The following is a 17,843-nucleotide window of genomic DNA, read 5'->3' on the forward strand; positions in this document are numbered from 1 at the left end:
TTTGGTGGGCTTAACTGGGCATGGTGCGTCACCCACCGAAACGAAGCCGTAACCATCCACCGTTGACAGTGGCGCAACCGTTTGCATTAATTGGCGGCACCCGTGACCGCCGACACATCGACGAAGGGGGCCTGGATGCCAGTCACCATCAGGGACGTCGCCCGGGCCTCCGGCGTGCACATCTCCACCGTCTCCCGCACCTTCTCGGCGCCCCATCTGGTCAACCCCGATACCCGGGTACGGGTGCTCGCCTGCGCCGAGGATCTGGGCTATCGGCCGAACCGCGCCGCCCGCGCCCTCATCACCGGCCGTACCCACAACATCGGGCTGATCATCGCCGACATCGCCAACCCCTTCTTCCCGCCACTGATCAAGGCGGCGGAGAGCCAGGCCCGCCACCGCGACTACCACGTCTTCGTGGCCGACACCAACGAGGACGCCGCCGCCGAGGAGGAACTGGTCCACGCCCTGGCCAAGCAGGTCGACGGGGTGCTGCTGTGTAGCCCCCGAATGAGCAACAGCCTGATCGAGCAGCTCAGCCGGGAGGTGCCACTGGTGGTGGTGAACCGACAGCTGGCCGGGCTGCCGTGCGTGCTGATGGACGTCGGGCAGGGCGCGCGGTCGGCCGTCGAGCACCTCGCCGGGCTGGGGCACCGGGAGATGGCACTGCTGGGCGGCCCACGTGGTTCGTGGACCAGCCGGGAGATCCGGCGCGCCGCCAGCGCCGCCGCCCGGGCAGCCGGAGCGGAGCTGACCGTGCTCGGTCCCAATCCGCCCACCGAGACCGGCGGTCTGGCCCAGGCGGAGCAGGTCCGCCGGGCCGGCGTCACCGCCGTGCTCGCCTACAACGACCTGATGGCGATCGGGCTTCTCGAAGGACTCGACGCACTCGGGGTGCGGGTGCCGCAGGAGGTCAGTGTCGTCGGCGTCGACGACATCTCCCTGAGCCGACTCACCCGCCCCAAGCTGACGACGGTGGCCACGCCAACCGCGGCCGCCGGCCGGACGGCCGTCGACATGTTGCTACAGCAGGACACCGATTTTCCGCGCACCGCGCGGGGCGGCGATGCCACCGTGGCAGTCGGCGTCCGTCGCACCACCGCACAGGTAATGCTCCAGACCGAGTTGGTCATCCGCGACTCCACCGCGCCGGGCCCCTACGCCGGCCGGGAACGTCCCGGAACCGCTGCCGCTGACCCGGGTCCGCATCGCCGTGCGGACCCGGGCAACCCGGTCGTGGCCGCCGGTGACGTGGTCGCCTCCTAACGCCAAGGAGTGAGCGCATGCACCCCGCAACGCACCCCACCGCCAGTGCGCCCGACGGGCGCACCTACCGTACCCCCCTGTTGCGTCGCCGGCTGTTGCGCGGCCTGCTCGCCGCGGCCGTGGCCCTGCCGCTGGTCGGCGCGGCCGCGGCCTGCGGCGACGACGCCGGGTCCGACGGCAAGACCACCATCTCGATCTTCTGGTGGGGTGGCGAGGCCCGGGCCGGGCTCACCGATCAGGCGCTGGACCTCTACACCCAGAAGAACCCGGACGTCGTCTTCGAGAAGGTCTGGCAGGCCAACCAGGGCTACTTCGACAAGCTGGCCACCCTGACCGCCGGCGGCAACCCGCCGGACATCTTCCAGATCGATGACAACTTCCTCACCGAGTACGCGGCCCGCAACGCGACCCTGGACCTCAAGCCGTACCAGGAATCCGGTGACCTGGACACCTCCAAGTTCCCGCCCAGCCTGCTCCAGTACGGCGTGGTCGACGGCAAGCTCGCCGGCCTGGCCGCCGGGGAGAACACCCAGGGGCTGGTCTACAACAAGACGCTGGTGACCAAGCACGGCCTGCCCGAGCCGACCACCGGGATGAGCTGGGAGGAGCACATCGCCTGGGCCGAGCAGGTCAGCAAGGAGACAGGCGTCCCCGGCACGATGGACGCGAGCGCCATCGACAAGGCGTTCTGGGTGTGGCTGCGTCAGCAGGGCAAGGATCTGTACTCCGGCAACGACCTCGGCTTCACCGTGGAGGACGTGACCAGGTGGTTCGAGCTGTGGAGGGACGCCCGCGAGCGGGGCGCGACCCCCACCCCGGACGTCATCCACGAGGGCAACGCCACCGACATCACCAAGCAACTGGTGGTCACCGGCAAGGCCGCCACCTCCTGGGTGTGGGTCAACCAGATGCCGGAGCTGAAAAAGAACACCTCCGACGAGCTCGGTGTCATCGCGTACCCGGGTGACCCCAGCGGCCAGTGGGCCCGGGCCTCGATGTACTGGTCGGTCTTCCGGGGCAGCAAGAACGCGGACATCGCGGTCGACGTGATCAACTTCCTGGCGAACGACGCCGACGCGGTCAAGCTGCTCGGCACCGACCGGGGCCTGCCGTCCAACCTGGACCTGCGCCGGGTGGTCAGCGACGGCACCACCGACGAGGCGATGAAGCAGTCCATCGCCGTCGAGACCGAGCTGGCCAGGACGTTCGGCGAGGCGCCCCAGGTGCCGATCAAGGGGCACAGCAAGGTTCGCGCCGAGCTGACCAAGGCCGCCGAGAACGCGCAGTACGGCCGGGCCACCCCCGCCGAGGCCGCCGCCCGGCTCGTCGAGGCGTGCAAGGCGGCAATCGCCTCCTGATCCGCCGCACCACCCGGAGAGGAGCAGTTCGTGGCCTTGACCACGACGCCCGACCCGACTCGACGCGGCACCGGATCCGTTCGGCCCGACGCCAACCGGCGTGGGACCGGACGGATCCGGCACGGGGAAGGTCTGGCCGGATACGTCTTCCTGTCGCCCTGGCTCATCGGCCTGATGGGCGTCACGGCGATACCCATGCTGTTGTCGCTCTACCTGAGCTTCACCGACTACGACATCCTGACCCCGTGGTCCGAGGTGGAGTGGGTCGGGCTGGCCAACTACGAACGGATGTTCACCAGCGATACGTCGTGGTGGCACTCGGTGCGGGTCACGCTCAGCTTCGCCCTGATCGCCGTACCGCTGAAACTGGCCGCGGCGCTCGGGGTGGCTCTCCTGCTCAACCGGGCCTGGCGCGGCGTCGGGCTGTTCCGCGGGCTGTTCTACCTGCCGTCGCTGCTCGGTGGCAGCGTGGCCCTGGCCATCGTCTGGGTCAACATGTTCAACCGGGACGGTGCGTTCAACTCGTTCCTCGCCCTCTTCGGTATTCAGGGCAAGCCCTGGGTGAACGACCCGGACTGGGCGCTGGAGACGCTGATGGTGCTGGCCATCTGGCAGTTCGGCGCACCGATGGTGATCTTCCTGGCCGGGCTCAAGCAGGTGCCGACGGAGCTCTACGAGGCCGCCGCGGTGGACGGGGCCGGCAAGTTCCGGCAGTTCGTCAACGTGACCCTGCCGATGCTCTCCCCGGTGATCTTCTTCAACCTGGTGCTGGAGACCATCAACGGGTTCCAGGGCTTCACCGCCGCGTTCGTGCTCAGCAACGGCACCGGCGGGCCGGTCGACTCGACCCTGATGTACACGCTCAACCTCTACATCACCGGCTTCACCAACCTGGAGATGGGCTACGCCTCCGCGATGGCCTGGGTGTTCCTGATCGCCATCGCGATCATCACGGCGATCTTCTTCAGCACCGGCCGGTTCTGGGTGCACTACTCCGACGGGGAGGAACGCTGATGGTGGCCGATACCGTCGCCCCGACCGTGGCGACCCGCCCGCAACGTCCACGCAGCCGTTCCTGGCTGCGGCTGCTCGTGCTGCTGGCCATCGTCGCGGTCGTGCTCTACCCGCTGTTCTGGATGATCGGCACCTCCGTCAAGTCGCCGGAGGAGATCGTCAACAACGTCGGCCTGCTGCCCCGGAACTTCACCCCGGGCAACTATCCCGACGGGTGGACCAACTTCGACGTCAGCTTCGCCCGCTTCTTTTTCAACAGCGCGATGGTCAGCCTGCTCACCCTGGTCGGCAACGCGGTGAGCTGCCTGCTGGCCGCGTACGCCTTCGCCCGGCTGAGGTTCCGGCTGCGTGGGCTGTGGTTCGCCGTCATGATCGGCACCCTGCTGCTGCCGGGGCACGTGCTGATCGTGCCGCAGTACATCCTCTTCCGCACCCTCGGCCTGGTCGGCGGGGAGTGGCCCTACCTGCCGCTGCTGATCCCGCAGTTCCTGGCCACGGAGGCGTTCTTCGTCTTCCTGATGGTGCAGTTCATACGCGGCATCCCCCGAGAGCTGGACGAGGCGGCGCGGATCGACGGCGCGAACGCGTTCGGCATCTTCCGGCACGTGATCCTGCCGCTGAGCCGTCCGGCCCTGGTCACCACCGCGATCTTCTCGTTCATCTGGACCTGGAACGACTTCTTCCGGCAACTGGTGTTCCTGTCCGAGTTGAGCGACTACACCGTCCCGGTGGCGTTGACCCTGTTCATCGACTCCACCAGCCAGAGCGCCGTCGGGCCGATGTTCGCCATGGCGGTGCTGTCCCTGCTGCCGGTCTTCCTGTTCTTCGTCGCCTTCCAGCGGATGCTCGTCGAGGGGATCAACACCGGTGGACTCAAGGGCTGACGACCGCAGCGACCAGCGCCGGGACTGGCGCGACACCGTACGTGACTCCGCCGACCTGGCGTTGCTGGGTATCCTGACGGTGCTCGCCTCGGCGCCGGTGCTGACCGCCGGCGCCGCCGTCGGCACCGCCAGCGCGGCGCTGCACGACTGGCTCGACACCGGAAGTTGGCCGACCGCCCGCCGAACGATGTCGCGGTTCGGCCGGGGACTGCTGCCCGGCCTGCCCGTCACCCTGCTGGGACTGGGCGGCGTCGGGCTGCTCGTCACCAACCTGGTGGCGCTGGGCACCGGCCGGGTACCGGGCGGGACGGTGGGACTGGCTGTCACCAGCGTGGTGGCGGCGGCCCTGCTCGGCTACGCCGCCGCGATCGTGGTCGAGGTGGGGCGCACCGGTGGCACCGGGTGGCGGTCGGCGGTCACCCGGGCCGCCCGCGCCTGCCTCGACCACCCCGCGCGCTGGGCCGCCCTCGCCGGCACCACAGTGCCTGTGGTCCTGCTGTCGGTGCTGGTCACCCCGGTGGCGGTGCCGATCCTCGCCGGGTACGCGCTGGCCGCCGTGCACGCCGTCGCCCGCCGCCGGCCGATCATCCAGGTGGAGCTGTCGTGAACGGACGGGACGGCGCCCTCGGCCGGGCCACCGATCACGCCTCCGACGGCCGCGCGGACCCGCACCTGCTGGTCGGCGGTACGCCGGTGGCCCGTTACGTGCTCGCCCCGGACCTCGGCGTCGAACACGGGCCCCGGCCCTACCTGCACCCGGTGCGTACCCTGGCCGGCACCCCGGTCACCGACGCTCTGCCCGCCGACCATGTCTGGCACCTCGGCGCGTCGTTGGCGGTGCAGGACGTCGACGGCACCAACCTCTGGGGCGGGCGCACCTACGTCCGCGACGTCGGATACAGCTGGCGTGGCGACCACGGACGCATCGTCCACGTGGGGTGGGAGGAGCGGACGCCCGACCGGCTCGACCACCGGCTGCACTGGTGTGATCCGGCCGGTGACGTGCTGCTCTCCGAACGGCGCACCATCAGCGCCTCTGCCGTGTCGGGCCACCCGAGCGCCTGGCGACTCGACCTCGCCAGCACCCTCACCGCACCCGCCGAGCGGGACATCCTGCTGGGCAGCCCGGCCACCAACGGGCGCCCCGGCGGCGCCGGTTACGGCGGGTTCTTCTGGCGGGCGGTGGCGACCGAACCGCCCGAGGTGTTCGCCGCTGAACTGACCGGCGAGGAGGCGGTCAACGGCTGCGACCGACCGTGGGTGGCGCTGCGCGGACAGGCTCCCGAGCGCGGGGCGTACACCCTCATCTTCGGCGGCCTCGGACCGGGGGACCGGTGGTTCGTCCGGACCACCATGTACCCGGGCGTGTGCGTGGCCTACGCCTTCGCGCAAACGGTGACCGTCCCGGCCGGCACCAGCCGTCACGGCCGTCACCAGGTGATCGTGGCCGACGGCAGGCTCGACCCGGAAACCGCTGCCGGGCTGGCGGCCCCGGGTGGTCGAACCAGGTCAGTCGGCGCCGAGGCAGACGAACGCCGCCGCGGTGGCCCGCGCGGTGTCGTCGCCGCCCGCGGCGAACACCCGCTGGGCGCTGGCGAGCGCCTGTGCCGGTCGGGTACCGGCTCGCATCCGTCGGTGCAGGTCCACCATGAGAGCGGTGGTGGGCTCCGCCGGCACCGGTAGCACGGTGGCGATCAGGCACCGGGTACCCAGCGCCAGCAGCACTGCGGCGAAGCCCATGATCTCGTCGCCCTGGCGTACCCCGTGCAGCCCGGACTCGCAGGCGGAGAGCACCACACAGGACGGCGGACGGGTGAGCCGTTCCCACTCGTACGCGAACAGCGGCCCGTCGGCGAGTTCCAGGGTGGAGAACTGGGGGTTGTCCGCCCGGAACGCGCCGTGCGCCGCGATGTGCACCAGCGCGGCCCGATCCATCGCCGAGGTCAGCGCGGCGACGGTGGCGGCCCGGCCGGCGCAGGTGGCCAACCCGGCCCAGGCGACGCCGCGCAGCGGGCCGACCGGGACGATCACCAGCGGACGGTCGGCCACCTGCCGCCGTATCGGGTCGAAGAGTTGACGGTCGAGCGCCGCGGCGGCGTGTTCGGCGCCCGCTCGCGCGGCGGCCGAGTCCCCGCCGACGATCTGCCGGCGTAGCCCGAAACGGTGCCAGCGCGCCAGCTGGGCCGCCTGGTCCAGTGGACCCAGGTCGTGCAGACTGGCGCGGCCGTCGCGAAGCAGCACCGCTTCTGGCTCACGGCGCACTCCACCGCTGTCGGGCAGACCTTGATGTCGGGGCTGGCCCACAGCGGGTCGAGCGAGTGCGGCTGGACGCCGGTGTCGGCGGCGACATCCCGGATGTGGACGTCGGTGCGGGCCACCGGGGTGGCGCGGTCCGACCCGTGCCCGACCGGCACGGCGGCGGCTGCGCCGGTCGCCAACAGGCCGGTCAGCGCCGCCCCCACGAACCCGACCCACACGGCCCGGCGGAGCCGTCTCCCTACACTGCTCATGACAGGTGTCTCCCATCGACGGAGCCGTGGTCGACGCCGGCCCGTTACGCTCCGGTGTCGACCTGGTTACGCCAAATACAGAGCGGGGGCGGGGCCGGGAAAATACCGTCGGTGGGGGAGCGCGCCGTCAGATGGCGCGAGAAGCGGCAAAGGGGCGGCTGATCAACCGCGCAGTGGACGGCAGGAGGAGCGGACGACAAGTTCGGTGGGCAGCCGGATGTGGGTGTTCCGCTCGACGCCGGCGATCAGGTCGACCAGCAGGCGCAGCGCCTCGGCGCCCATCCGTTGTAACGGCTGCATTATCGTCGTCAGTGGCGGGTTGACTAGGGCCGATTCCGGAATGTTGTCGAAGCCGATCACGGACAGGTCGTCGGGGACCGACAGGCCCATGCTCCGGGCGACGTTGATCGTCGAGATCGCGGAGAGGTCGTTGCCGGCGAAGACGGCGGTCGGGCCGTCGGGCAACGAGAGCAGTTCGGCGGCGGTTTCGGCGGCGCTCTCGACGCGGAACCCTCCGACCCGGACCAGCCGCTCGTCCACCGTCACGCCCGCGTCGGCCATGGCCTGGCGGAAGCCCGCCTCGCGCAGCCGGGACGATTCGAGGTCGGCCCGTCCGCTGATGTGCCCGATCCGGCGGTGGCCGAGGGACAGCAGGTAGTTGGTCGCCAGGACGGCACCGGCGAAGTTGTCGGAATCGACGGTCGGCAGCCCGGACGGGCCGGTGTGCGGGTCGACGGCCACGACGTGGAAGCCCTGCTTGGTCTCCACCACGGTCGGCGTGACGATCACGGCCCCGTCGATGAGCGTGCCCGACAACCGGGCCAGCGAGCGGCGTTCCCAACCGACGGCGGTCCCGGCGCCGTCGCCGCCGGAGTATGCCAGCAGTTGGTAGCCGGTGCCGGCGACCTCCACGCTGGCGCCCTTGAGTAGTTCGGTCGAGAACGGCTCGAACTCGGCGACCAGAATGCCCAGCACGTTGGTGCGATGGCTGCGTAGGCTCTGCGCCCCCAGGCTGGCCTCGTAGCCGAGTTGACGGATGACCTGCTGGACCCGTTCCACGGTCGCCCGTGCCACTCCGTAACGGCCATTCACTACTTTGCTAACGGTCGCCACGGAGACACCGGCCGTGCGGGCTACGTCCGACATCTTGACACGCTGGGGAAACGCCACGTCGATGATGATAGAGGGCCGTCGGGCCGGTTACGGAGACGAGTCGAAAACGTTATCGACACCGATTGACACTGGGTTACCCGACTGAAAAACTCGCTCAGGCCGAGCACCCGACTGACTGGTCGAGGAGACATCGATGGCTATAAAGCGCCGTGCAACCACCTTTCTAGCGCTGTCCATGACAACCGCACTACTCGTCGCCGGCTGCGGTGGCGGCGGTGAGGACGAGGCGCCTGACGAGAGCGAGCTGTACCAGAACCCGGTGACGCTTACCTGGTGGCACAACGCCTCCCAGGACGGGCCCGGTAAGACCTACTGGGAAAAGGTCGCCAAGGACTTCAATGCACTACACCCCACGGTCACGATCGAAATCGAGGGTATCGAGACCAACCAGCTCCAGCGCACCCGGCTCCCCGCCGCGCTGCTGAGCAACGACCCGCCGGACATCTTTCAGTCGTGGGGCGGCGGCGAGATCCGCGAGCAGGTGGAGGCCGACTACCTCAAGGACATCACCGACCAGGTCAAGGACGAGGTTGCCAACATCGGCAGCGCGGCCGAGATCTGGCAGGTGGACGACAAGCAGTACGGCCTGCCGTACCGGATGGGCATCGAGGGCATCTGGTACAACAAGGAGCTGTTCCAGCAGGCCGGCATCGCCGCTCCGCCGACCACCTTCGACGAGCTGAACGACGCGGTCACCAAGCTCAAGGCGATCAATGTCATTCCGATCGCCGTCGGTGCCGGTGACAAGTGGCCCGCCGCGCACTGGTGGTACAACTTCGCGTTGCGTGCCTGCTCGGTGGACACCCTGCGGAAGGCCTCCCTCGAACTCGTCTTCGACGACCCGTGCTTCGTCAAGGCCGGTCAGGACCTGAAGGCCTTCATCGACACCGAGCCGTTCCAGCCCAACTTCATCGCCACGCCGGGCCAGAACGACCCGACCAGCGCCAATGGCCTGCTGGCCAACGGTAAGGCCGCGATGGAGCTGATGGGTGACTGGAACAAGGGCACCCTGGACACCGTGACCGAGGACCAGGAGGCGCTGAACAAGTTCATCGGCTGGTTCCCGGTTCCGGCCATCACCGGTTCCGCCGGTGACCCGAAGGCGGCCCTGGGCGGCGGCGACGGCTTCGCCTGCGCCAAGAACGCGCCGGCCGAGTGCGTCGAGTTCCTCAAGTACATCGTCAGCCCCGAGGTGCAGAAGGGCTACGCCGAGACCGGCACCGGCCTGCCGGTCGCCAAGGGTGCCGAGGACGGCGTCAAGGACCCGGCCCTGAAGTCCATCCTGGAGGCCACCACCAACGCCACCTACGTGCAGCTCTGGCTGGACACGGCGTTCGGTAGCACCGTCGGTAACGCGATGAACGACGCGATCGTCGCCATCTTCGCCGGCAGCGGCACCCCTGAGCAGGTTGTCGAGGCCATGAAGGCGGCCGCGCGCAAGTGACGTCGACCAACCCGACCCTGGACCTCGCCGGCGGCGCATCCGCGCCGCCGGCGGGACCTCGGCCTGCCCGGCGCTCGTCCGCTCGGGCCGCCGAGACGCGACGCAAGTGGTACGAGATCATCGGGCTCACGACACCAGCCGTGATCGTCTACGTGATGTTCGTGCTGGTCCCGATGGGCTTCGCCTTCTACTACAGCCTGTTCCGGTGGCGTGGCGTCGGACCGCCCACCGACTACGTCGGCTTCGACAACTACGTCCTGGCCTTCCAGGACCCGATCTTCCTCGACGCGCTGCGCAACAACGCGATCATCGTGTTCGGGTCACTGTTGATCCAGGGACCCATCGCGCTGGGCGTCGCCCTGCTGCTCAACCGCAACTTCCGCGGCCGTACGGTGTTCCGCCTGCTGGCGTTCGTGCCGTACGTGCTCGCCGAGGTCACCGTCGGCATCATGTGGAAGCTGCTGCTGTCCGACGCCGGCACGGTCAACGCGATGCTGGAATCGCTGGGGCTGGGCAGCCTCGTGCAGGCGTGGCTTGCCGATCTCGATATCGTTATCTGGACGATGTTGGCCGTCCTGACCTGGAAGTACGTCGGTTTCGCCATCATCCTCCTGCTGGCCGGCCTGTCGAACGTGCCGCAGGAGCTGAACGAGGCCGCCGCCATCGACGGCGCGAGCTGGTGGCAGATCCAGCGGCACGTGACGCTGCCGCTGCTGGGGCCAACGATCCGGATCTGGATATTCCTCTCCATGATCGGCTCGTTGCAGGTCTTCGACGTGATCTGGGTGACCTCCGTGCCCGCGGTCCGGTCGCTGGGCGCGTCGGCCACCATGGCGACGTACATGGTGGACAACGGGTTCTTCGCCCGCCTGTGGGGCTACGGCAACGCGGTGGCGGTCATCCTGTTCGCCATCTCGTTCGTCGCGGCGGTGCTGTTCCAGCGCTTCCTCCTACGTCGTGACATCGAGGGCGCCATCACCAGAAGGGCAAACTGATCGTGGCCGCGAACGCCGTCCTGTCTCCAACCGCCAAGCGCCGCCCGGTGTCGTGGGGAAACCCGCTCACCTACGCGCTGGCGCTCGCGGTCGCCGCCGTGTCGATCACTCCGGTGGTCTACGTGATCATCGGCGGCTTCCGCACCACGCCGCAGATCGTGGCGGATCCGGCCGGGCTGCCCGACCCGTGGGTCTGGGACAACTACTCCCGGGTGCTGACCCAGAGCGACTTCTGGCGGCAGGTCTTCAACAGCGCCGTGGTGTCCCTGGGCACCACGATCGGCGTCGTCGTGCTGGGCGTCTGTGCCGCGTTCGTGCTGGCCCGCTACACCTTCCGGGGCCGTGAGGTGCTCTACACCTTCTTCACCCTCGGTCTGCTGTTCCCGGCCGGAGCGGCGATCCTGCCGCTCTACCTGATGCTGCGTGACCTCAACCTGATCAACTCGTACTACGCGGTGATCCTGCCGCAGGTCGCCTTCGCGCTGCCGCTGACGATCGTGATCCTGCGACCGTTCCTCACCGCCATTCCCCGCGAGCTGGAGGACGCGGCGGCCATCGACGGCACCGGTCGGCTCGGCTTCCTCTGGCGCATCCTGCTGCCGCTGTCGCGGCCTGCGCTGGTCACCGTGGGTATCCTCGCCTTCGTCACCAGCTGGAACGCGTTCCTGCTGCCGCTGCTCGTGCTCGGTGACGCGAGCCTGCACACCCTGCCGCTGGGCGTGCAGAACTTCTCCAGCCAGTACACCTCCGACACGGCTGGCATCCTCGCCTTCACCTCGCTGGCGATGCTGCCGGCACTTATTTTCTTCACGTTCGCCGAGAAGCAGATCGTCGGTGGCCTCCAGGGCGCGGTCAAGGGCTGAGCCACAGCGGCACCAACACAAAGGGGTAACACAGCATGACTGAGGTCCGCGAGGTCGTGGGCGGGCCGGCGCCCGTGCCGGCCCAGACAGGGTCGAGCCACGACCGGCCCGACAGGTACGGGTCCGATGGCGAGACGCGCGTGCGTGAACTGCTCGGTCGGATGACGATCGAGGAGAAGATCGCTCAGCTCGTCGGCTTCTGGGAGAAGGCGGAGGGCGAGGCCGTCGCGCCGTTGCAGGGCGAGTTCGGCGACATCAGCCGGCTCGAAGACTTCTCCCGGCACGGGCTCGGTCACCTCACCCGCGCGTACGGCACCCGGCCCGTCGAGGCGGTATCGCGGGCGTCATGGCTGTGGAAGTTCCAGTCCGACCTGGTGACGGGGACCAGGCTCGGCATTCCGGCGATCGTGCACGAGGAATGCCTGACCGGTCTCTCGGCGTGGAAGGCGGCCACCTTTCCCACCCCGCTGGCGTGGGGGGCCGCCTTCGACCCCGACCTGGTCACCGAGATGGCGGCCGCGATCGGGGCGTCGATGCGGGCGCTCGGCATCCACCAGGGGCTGTCCCCTGTGCTCGACGTGATCCGTGATCCCCGCTGGGGGCGGGTCGACGAGTGCATCGCCGAGGATCCCTACCTGGTCGGCACCCTCGGCACCTCGTACGTGCGCGGCCTGCAGTCGCAGGGCGTGCATGCCACGCTCAAGCACTTCGTCGGCTACTCCGCCTCCCGCGCCGGGCGCAACTTCGCGCCGGTGCACGCCGGTCCGCGTGAACTCGCCGACGTGCTGCTCGTACCGTTCGAGATGGCGATCCTCGACGGCGACGCGCGTTCGGTGATGCACTCCTACGCCGAGATCGACGGCGTGCCCGTGGCTGCCGATCCGACGCTGCTGACCGGGTTGCTCCGGGACCGGTGGGGCTTCGACGGCACGGTGGTGGCCGACTACTACGGTGTCGCGTTCCTGAATCTGCTGCACCAGGTCGCCGGTGACCACGCGGACGCGGCCGTGCAGGCGCTGACCGCCGGTGTCGACATCGAGTTGCCGACCGGCGACGCGTACCTGACCTTGGCTGATTCGGTGCGCGCCGGCCGGATCGAGGAGTCGGTGATCGACCAGGCGGTGCTGCGGGTGTTGCGGCAGAAGCTGGAACTCGGGCTGCTGGACGCCACCTTCACCGACGAGCCCGCCCAGGTGGTCGACCTCGACTCGCCCGAGCACCGGGTGATCGCCCGCAGTCTCGCGGAGAAGTCGATAGTCCTGGTCGCCAATCAGGACACGTTGCCGTTGCCGGCGGGCCGGCGGATCGCGGTGATCGGGCCGAACGCCGACCGGCAGGGCGCCCTCTTCGGGTGCTATTCCTTCCTCAACCACGTGCTCGTGCAGCATCCCGACGTGGAGACCGGCATCGAGGTGCCGACGGTGCTCGACGCGCTACGCGTCGAGTTCGGTGCCGATCTGGTCACCTCGGCCCACGGCTGCGAGGTCGACGACGACGACCGTTCCGGCTTCGACGCCGCCGTCGCCGCCGCCACCGCGGCGGACGTCGCCGTGCTGGTCGTCGGTGACCACGCGGGACTGTTCGGTCGCGGCACGGTCGGCGAGGGCTGCGACCGGGACGACCTGGAGCTACCCGGTGTGCAGCAGGACCTGGTCGAGGCCGTGCTGGCGACGGGTCGGCCCGTCGTGCTGGTGCTGCTCACCGGCCGGCCGTACGCGATCGACTGGGCACTGAGCCGCTGCGCGGCGGTGGTGCAGGCGTTCTTCCCTGGCGAGGAGGGCGCCGGTGCGATCGCCGGTGTGCTCTCCGGGCGGGTCAACCCGTCGGGGCGGCTGCCGGTCAGCCTGCCCCGGTCGGCGGGCGCGCAGCCGTACTCGTACCTGCATCCCACGCTCGGCGACGGCAACGAGGTGACCAACCTGCTGGCGACACCCGCGGCGCCCTTCGGTCACGGCCTGTCCTACGCGACGTTCGAATACACGAACCTGACGGCACCGGCCACGGTGCCGACCGACGGGGCGCTCACGGTGAGCGTACGTGTGACCAACACCGGCGCGGTGGCCGGCGACGACGTGGTGCAACTCTACGGCCGGGACCGGGTGGCGTCGGTGACCCGACCGGTGGCACAGCTGCTCGGCTACCAGCGGGTGCACCTTGCGCCGGGCCAGTCCGTCACGGTCACCTTGACGGTGCCTACCACCCGGCTGGCCTTCTCCGACCGGACGCTCACCCGGGTGGTGGAGCCCGGTGAGGTCGACCTGTGGGTCGGCACCAGCGCGCGTCGCGACGTGGCGGCGTCGACCACCCTGTCCGGCGACGTCGCACCGGTCACCAACGCCTCTGCCCGCTGGACGACCGCCGAGATCAGCTGACACCGTGACAGCCGGCCACCGCGATGGTGGCCGACCGCGCGATCAGGGCAGTTCCCGATGATCGGGAACTGCCCTGGCGCTTACGGCGCACGACTCAGGTGGCACGCCTCCGGCGGCGGTTGGTCGGCTTCGCCCCGACCTTCGGTGCGGCCGGGCGGCCAGGCTCGTCGCCGTCTCCGCTCGTGACGGCCTTCGACGTGTCGGCTCGCGGCCCCGGGCCGCTGGCGCCGCTGGCCGGTGGCGGATAACGGCGCAGCACCCAGGTCTGCTGGCCGAGCGAGAAGAGGTTCGTGGTCACCCAGTAGATGATCACGCCGATCGGGAAGATCAGCCCGGAGACGAGCAGCGAGGCGGGGATGCCGTAGAGCATCAGCCGCTGGACCAGCCGCTGCTGCGGATCCGTGGCCCAGCCGCTACGCAGGATCAGTTGACGGCTGGACAGGTAGGTCGTGGCGATCATCGTCGCGATCAGCACGGCGGCCACGATCCTGACCGTCGTGCCGTCCGCGCCGAGCAGGGCCAGTTCCCGCCCGGTCGAGCCGAAGGTACCCGCGATCGGCGCGCCGAACAGCGTGGCCGACGAGGCGCTGTCGAACTGGGTGACCGACCAACCGTACAAGGTCCTGAGGTGTTCCGGCATCGACGGTTTGAGGTGACGCAACACGTGTAGCAGGCCGAGGAACACCGGAATCTGCACCACCATCGGCAGGCAGCCCATCAGCGGATTGGCCTTCTCCACCCGGTACAGCTCGACGAGCTCCTTCTGTAGGGTCTCCCGGTCGTCGCGGTGCCGGGCCTGGAGTTCGGAGATCCTCGGCTGCAACGCCTGCACCGCCCGCTGCGACCGGATCTGCTTGACGAAGACCGGGAACAGGATGATCCGGACGGTGAGCACCAGGAAGACGATGCCCAGCACCCAGGACCAGTCGGTGCCCAGCGCGGACGGGTCGCCCAGCAGCCGCTGCCAGGTGGTGTGCCAGAACAACAGGATCTCGGAGATGGCGCGGTAGATCATGGACATGAAGAACCCCTCGGACGCGACTACGGCTGATGTGAGCAGGAACGGTCACCAGCGGTCGCCGACGAGCGGCAGAGGTGGGTGAGTGAAGAGACGCTCAGACGACCGCGAGGGTCGCGGCGGTCGGGGCTCTGGGCCGGGCCCGGCCGGCAGCGTCCGGATCACGGTGACGGGGTACGCCGGTACGGCCCGAGCGCTCCCGCAGCATCCGGCGAGTGATCCGCAGGTCGGGATCGGTCACCGCCCCGGCGAGCAGGACCCCGGCAGCGAGCACGGCGGCCAGCAGCACGCCGGTCACCGCCGCCGTGCCGGAGAACATGCTGGTGGCACCGACGTCGGCCAGCACGCCGACGAGGTACCAGAGCAGGCCGAGCCCGATCACAGGGCAACCATATCCGGCCCCCGCCACCGGGGCGTCCGGGAGATCGCCGCGCGCCTCGACGCGGCCAGTAACGGCATCCGCCTCGACCGTGCGGGTCCGGTTGGGCGCGCAGAGCGGCCGTGGCCCGCACCGCGACCTGCTGCGTGCCCTCGTCGACCGGGAGGAGACCGGCTGACGGCTCAGGCGCTGCCGCGCACGACCAACGCCGACGGGAAGACGGTCGTCTCCAGCACCTCGCTGTGCTCCAGCACCATGGTCGTGGCTGCGGTGATGATCTGCCGTACCGGGTGACTGGCCGTGGTCAGCGCCATCGTCGCGGACAGCGGGATGTCGTCGAATCCGGTCACCGCGACGTCCTCAGGCACCCGGATGCCGTCGGCCCGCAGCCGACCGATCACCCCGAGCGCGGTCGCGTCGCTGATCCCGACGATCGCGTCGGTGTCCGGCCAGCGTCGCAGCACCTCTCGAGCGGCGGCGTAACCCCGGGCCGCACTGAAATCGCCGACCGCCTCGCGGGCCGGCAGGCCGGCATCGTTCAGCAGCCTGCGGTACGCCCCGACGGATCGGTTGGCGCAGGCCAGCCAGCGGGGACCGGTGACCATGGCGATCCGACGCCGCCCGGCGTCGTACAGGTGACGGACGATCGCCGCGGTGCCGCCGCCGTTGTCGATGTCGACCGACGGCACCGTGGCCGAACCGATCCCGATCGACACGGCCCGGCCGCGCAACCGGCGCGGCACCAGACCCAGCAGCGCCGGAGTCGTGTTGAGCAGGACCAGGCCGGCCACGCCCCGATCGTCGGTCAACCGGGTCAGCCGCTCCGGTGCTCCCAACGGCACCCACTGCACCGCCACGCCCAGACCGTGCGGCGCGCAGGCCCGGGCCACTGCGGCGACCGCCTGGTCGACGTAGGGGTCGTCGAGGACATCTGGGCCGGTGCCCACCACCGCGATCAGCAGCCGTACGCCGGAACCGTGCACCAGGGCCCGGGCCGCCGGATTCGGTACGTAGCCGAGCAGGTTCACGGCGGTGCGTACCCGCTCGCGGGCGGTCGGTGACGCGAAGCCGTTGCCGGCGAGGACCCGGGACGCCGTCGAGCGGGATACCCCGGCGATCCGGGCCACGTCGTCGAGGGTGGCCGGGCGGCGCGCTGTCGTCGTCATCAACGTCTCTTCCGTTGTCGCTGTCGCCCCCCTGGGCGCCCATCAGCATCATGCCGTGCGTGGCTGCCGCTGGTAAGGACCGGAGATGGATTGTGCTGGTAGCGCTCCCAGGTGTGTGATCGTCGTACTGCCCGAGGAGAGGACCCGAACGGACGTGGACCCCGCCGTCACCACCCCCGCCACCCCGCCGACCAGCGGCGGCCCGTCCCGCGCCGTCCTGGCCGCCCGCAACGGTGTGGCGGTCGTCTTCGCGCTCAACGGGCTGGCCGTCGCCACCTGGTTCGGCCGGGTGCCGGCGGTCCGCGACGGACTCGGTCTCAGCCCGGGTCGTCTCGGCTTGCTGCTGTTCGCCCTGTCGCTCGGGGCGATCCTCGCCATGCCCACCGCCGGCCTGGTCAGCCAGCGGCTCGGCGCGGCCCGGGCGGTGGCGGCCTCCACCCTGCTGGTCGCGCTCGGGCTGACCATCACCGGGGTCTCGGCCGGTGTCGCGGGGTGGCTGCCCGGGGTGGCGGTCGGCCTGTTCGCGCTCGGCTACGGCTCGGGCACGTGCGATGTCGCGATGAACGTGGAGGGCGCGGCGGTCGAACGGCGGCTCGGTTGGACGGTGATGCCGCGCTTCCACGCCGCCTGGAGCCTCGGCTCGGTGGCCGGCGCGGGCGTCGGCGCGGGGGCCGCCCGACTGGGTGTCCCGGTCGCGCTGCACCTCGGTGTGCTGGCCGTGGTGGTGTTCGGCGGCACGCTGCTCGGGGCGCGCGCGTTCCTGCCGGTCGAGCCGGCGGCGGCCGGCAGCTCGGCCGGGCGTCGCGGTCGACTGCTGGCCGCCTGGCGGGAGCCGCGCACCCTGCTCATCGGCCTGCTGGTGCTGGCGGCGGCGTTCGCCGAGGGCAGCGCCAACGACTGGCTCGCGGTCGCCTTCATCGACGGCTACGGCTTCACTGAGGCCTCCGGCGCGGCGGTCTTCGGCGTCTTCGTGGTCGGGATGACGCTGGGCCGGACCGCCGGCACGGTGGCGCTGGATCGCTGGGGACGGGGGCCGGTGCTGACCACGACCATCCTGCTCGCCATCTTCGGCGCCGGCTTGGCGGTGCTCGCCGGGTCCGGTCCGGTCGCGGTGGTCGGCGTGGCGCTGTGGGGGATCGGTGCCTCGCTCGGTTTCCCGGTGGGGATGAGTGCCGCCGCCGACGAGGAGAAGCACGCGCACGTACGGGTCAGCGTGGTCGCGGTGATCGGTTACACGGCGTTCCTGGCCGGACCGCCGCTGCTGGGTCTGCTCGGTGACCGGGTCGGCACGCTGCGGGCGCTGCTGGTCGTACCGCTGCTCCTGCTACCGACCCTCCTGCTGGTCCCGGCGGCTCGCCCGCCCGTCGCCGGCGGCACGGGGGCGCCGGCGCGGGCGGGCTC

15 protein-coding genes and 1 pseudogene are annotated in these 17,843 nt (G+C 70.2%); 11 read left to right on the forward strand and 5 right to left on the reverse strand.

The features are described 5' to 3' along the window. The first annotated feature begins 135 nt into the window (after nt 1–135). The 6 genes and pseudogenes from AC2CHE_RS11000 to AC2CHE_RS11025 all read left to right on the forward strand — a co-directional run. Complete coding sequence (locus tag AC2CHE_RS11000; RefSeq protein WP_484504804.1) at nt 136–1,266, forward strand: LacI family DNA-binding transcriptional regulator; 1,131 nt, start codon at nt 136–138, stop codon at nt 1,264–1,266. A 17-nt stretch (nt 1,267–1,283) separates the two neighbouring features. After that, nucleotides 1,284–2,624 (forward strand): ABC transporter substrate-binding protein, encoded by a 1,341-nt coding sequence (locus tag AC2CHE_RS11005; RefSeq protein ID WP_484504805.1) that lies wholly within the window; start codon nt 1,284–1,286, stop codon nt 2,622–2,624. A gap of 30 nt (nt 2,625–2,654) precedes the next feature. Further along, nucleotides 2,655–3,638: a carbohydrate ABC transporter permease gene (locus AC2CHE_RS11010; RefSeq protein ID WP_484504806.1), complete on the forward strand. Its 984-nt coding sequence runs from the start codon at nt 2,655–2,657 to the stop codon at nt 3,636–3,638. Further along, on the forward strand, nt 3,638–4,522 hold the full coding sequence (locus AC2CHE_RS11015) for a carbohydrate ABC transporter permease (RefSeq protein WP_484504807.1): 885 nt from the start codon (nt 3,638–3,640) through the stop codon (nt 4,520–4,522). The genes AC2CHE_RS11010 and AC2CHE_RS11015 overlap by 1 nt, the downstream gene beginning before the upstream one ends. Then, entirely contained in the window at nt 4,506–5,129 is a 624-nt protein-coding gene (locus tag AC2CHE_RS11020) for a hypothetical protein (RefSeq protein WP_484504808.1), read from the forward strand. The genes AC2CHE_RS11015 and AC2CHE_RS11020 overlap by 17 nt, the downstream gene beginning before the upstream one ends. Continuing rightward, a pseudogene (locus tag AC2CHE_RS11025) lies at nt 5,126–5,998 on the forward strand (DUF6807 domain-containing protein); the annotation flags it as partial. The gene AC2CHE_RS11020 and the pseudogene AC2CHE_RS11025, both read left to right, overlap by 4 nt. A gap of 33 nt (nt 5,999–6,031) precedes the next feature. Here the strand turns inward: AC2CHE_RS11025 and AC2CHE_RS11030 are convergent. Then, complete coding sequence (locus AC2CHE_RS11030; RefSeq protein WP_484504809.1) at nt 6,032–6,784, reverse strand: CHAT domain-containing protein; 753 nt, start codon at nt 6,782–6,784, stop codon at nt 6,032–6,034. 410 nt (nt 6,785–7,194) lie between these two features. Then, nucleotides 7,195–8,178, reverse strand: coding sequence for a LacI family DNA-binding transcriptional regulator (locus AC2CHE_RS11035; protein ID WP_484504810.1), 984 nt, complete (start codon nt 8,176–8,178; stop codon nt 7,195–7,197). Between the two features lie 202 nt (nt 8,179–8,380). On the opposite strand from AC2CHE_RS11035, the gene AC2CHE_RS11040 reads away from it, so the two are divergent. The 4 genes from AC2CHE_RS11040 (at nt 8,381) to AC2CHE_RS11055 (ending at nt 13,879) form a co-directional block, all read left to right on the forward strand. Further along, complete coding sequence (locus AC2CHE_RS11040; protein ID WP_484504811.1) at nt 8,381–9,649, forward strand: ABC transporter substrate-binding protein; 1,269 nt, start codon at nt 8,381–8,383, stop codon at nt 9,647–9,649. Then, nucleotides 9,646–10,644, forward strand: coding sequence for a carbohydrate ABC transporter permease (locus AC2CHE_RS11045; protein WP_484504812.1), 999 nt, complete (start codon nt 9,646–9,648; stop codon nt 10,642–10,644). The genes AC2CHE_RS11040 and AC2CHE_RS11045 overlap by 4 nt, the downstream gene beginning before the upstream one ends. Then, complete coding sequence (locus AC2CHE_RS11050; protein ID WP_281566966.1) at nt 10,641–11,507, forward strand: carbohydrate ABC transporter permease; 867 nt, start codon at nt 10,641–10,643, stop codon at nt 11,505–11,507. Before AC2CHE_RS11045 ends, AC2CHE_RS11050 begins: the two co-directional genes overlap by 4 nt. 140 nt (nt 11,508–11,647) lie before the next feature. After that, on the forward strand, nt 11,648–13,879 hold the full coding sequence (locus AC2CHE_RS11055; protein ID WP_484504813.1) for a beta-xylosidase/alpha-l-arabinosidase: 2,232 nt from the start codon (nt 11,648–11,650) through the stop codon (nt 13,877–13,879). A gap of 94 nt (nt 13,880–13,973) precedes the next feature. Here AC2CHE_RS11055 and yidC read toward each other — a convergent pair whose 3' ends face one another. The 3 genes from yidC to AC2CHE_RS11070 all read right to left on the reverse strand — a co-directional run bounded on the left by yidC (nt 13,974) and on the right by AC2CHE_RS11070 (nt 16,442). Then, nucleotides 13,974–14,900: a membrane protein insertase YidC gene (yidC, locus tag AC2CHE_RS11060; protein ID WP_484504814.1), complete on the reverse strand. Its 927-nt coding sequence runs from the start codon at nt 14,898–14,900 to the stop codon at nt 13,974–13,976. 94 nt (nt 14,901–14,994) lie between these two features. Next, on the reverse strand, nt 14,995–15,279 hold the full coding sequence (locus AC2CHE_RS11065; RefSeq protein WP_484504815.1) for a DUF6412 domain-containing protein: 285 nt from the start codon (nt 15,277–15,279) through the stop codon (nt 14,995–14,997). A gap of 179 nt (nt 15,280–15,458) precedes the next feature. Then, nucleotides 15,459–16,442: a LacI family DNA-binding transcriptional regulator gene (locus tag AC2CHE_RS11070; protein ID WP_484504816.1), complete on the reverse strand. Its 984-nt coding sequence runs from the start codon at nt 16,440–16,442 to the stop codon at nt 15,459–15,461. An 85-nt stretch (nt 16,443–16,527) separates the two neighbouring features. Between AC2CHE_RS11070 and AC2CHE_RS11075 the strand changes: the two genes are divergently transcribed. Further along, nucleotides 16,528–17,843: MFS transporter (locus tag AC2CHE_RS11075; protein ID WP_484504817.1), on the forward strand; the 1,316-nt coding region annotated here is incomplete at its 3' end.

Source organism: Micromonospora sp. ATLC16, from assembly GCF_057196645.1.

Bases quoted from the DNA above. Each gene is read 5' to 3' on its own strand.
- AC2CHE_RS11000 (WP_484504804.1), top strand. From the start codon at position 136: ATGCCAGTCACCATCAGGGACGTCGCCCGGGCCTCCGGCGTGCACATC.
- AC2CHE_RS11005 (WP_484504805.1), top strand. From the start codon at position 1,284: ATGCACCCCGCAACGCACCCCACCGCCAGTGCGCCCGACGGGCGCACC.
- AC2CHE_RS11015 (WP_484504807.1), top strand. From the start codon at position 3,638: ATGGTGGCCGATACCGTCGCCCCGACCGTGGCGACCCGCCCGCAACGT.
- AC2CHE_RS11035 (WP_484504810.1), bottom strand. From the start codon at position 8,178: ATGTCGGACGTAGCCCGCACGGCCGGTGTCTCCGTGGCGACCGTTAGC.
- AC2CHE_RS11040 (WP_484504811.1), top strand. From the start codon at position 8,381: ATGACAACCGCACTACTCGTCGCCGGCTGCGGTGGCGGCGGTGAGGAC.
- yidC (WP_484504814.1), bottom strand. From the start codon at position 14,900: ATGTCCATGATCTACCGCGCCATCTCCGAGATCCTGTTGTTCTGGCAC.
- AC2CHE_RS11070 (WP_484504816.1), bottom strand. From the start codon at position 16,442: ATGACGACGACAGCGCGCCGCCCGGCCACCCTCGACGACGTGGCCCGG.